Origin of the sequence: Moorena sp. SIO4G3 (assembly GCF_010692305.1) — a bacterium.
Classification (GTDB): Bacteria; Cyanobacteriota; Cyanobacteriia; order Cyanobacteriales; family Coleofasciculaceae; genus Moorena; species Moorena producens_A.
Genome location: NZ_JAAHIG010000768.1, coordinates 1 through 1,046 on the forward strand (window position 1 = coordinate 1; position 1,046 = coordinate 1,046).

Sequence of the window (1,046 nt, forward strand, 5' to 3'; positions counted from 1 at the left end):
AGGGAGTAGGGAGTAGGGAGTAGGGAGTAGGGAGTAGGGAGTAGGGAGTAGGGAGTAGGGAGTAGGGAGTAGGGAGTAGAGAATGGGAAAAATTTGTACCTCATTACTATGAGAAATGCTATCTTCTCAGAAGGGATAATAGGGGAAAATTAGAAGAGGCTTGAGCATCCTGTCAATAGGTTATGCCCAAGGGAAGACGACGATATCCCTTCTAGCTTTTGCTTTTGATTATATAGCGCTCGATTAACAAAATTGCCACAATATCATCAATGGGTCGAGGAGGTTGGCGCATTCCTTGGGGGATAAGGCGTTGGAACCCTTTGGGAGGATACATTTGCCAGTAGCGTGGGCGAGCTTCTAAACTACTGTAGCGCTCATCTACCAGGACAATAGGTACTGATGCTGGTAATTCCTCCTGGATTTTCCGTTTCCATCTCTTGGCAGTAGTTTGGTCTCCCATCACAATGGTTTCAATGGGGAATTGTTGACACAGTTGCTGGAGTTTTGCGATCGCATTTCCTGAAGCTACTACCTCATGGGTTAGCAGCTGACCTTCTTTCTCCATTACTGCTACACCACATTTATCTCGTCCTGGATCGAAGCCTAAAATCATCTCAATGCACGGATTATGTAAATCTTTGTCAAAATTGCTAATCTGGCAACACAACTAGTACCCTACCCTACAAGTATAGTGATTGCCTAAATCCTGATTGGTATTAATCATGGGCGAAACGAACCTTGAGACAACACCATTACACCAGATGAACCCAGAGAGTCGATTTTCTGAGCTGGTAGCAGATTATGCCAAATACCGACCTAGTTACCCAGCTGCAGCTATCGATAAGATTCTGGAAGGACTTGAGAACAGAGGGCAACTGGTAGCTGCGGATATTGGTGCAGGAACAGGAATTTCCTCTCGGCTACTAGCTCAACGGGGAGTGCGAGTTATTGCCATCGAACCCAATACTCAGATGAGAGAAGCTGCTAGCACCGATCCATTGGTTGAATTCCGGGATGGAACTGCTCAACAGACCAACTTACCTGAA

General features: G+C 45.9%; 2 protein-coding genes. One reads left to right on the forward strand and one right to left on the reverse strand.

The features are described from left to right. Positions 1-211 precede the first annotated feature (211 nt). Positions 212-613: a pre-16S rRNA-processing nuclease YqgF gene (locus tag F6J99_RS45305; RefSeq protein WP_293046285.1), complete on the reverse strand. Its 402-nt coding sequence runs from the start codon at positions 611-613 to the stop codon at positions 212-214. Positions 614-722: 109 nt separating this feature from the next. On the opposite strand from F6J99_RS45305, the gene F6J99_RS45310 reads away from it, so the two are divergent. Then, positions 723-1,046: methyltransferase domain-containing protein (locus F6J99_RS45310; RefSeq protein WP_293124061.1), on the forward strand; the 324-nt coding region annotated here is incomplete at its 3' end.

Coding starts and splice junctions, on each gene's coding strand:
- F6J99_RS45305 (WP_293046285.1), bottom strand. CDS start 613: ATGATTTTAGGCTTCGATCCAGGACGAGATAAATGTGGTGTAGCAGTA.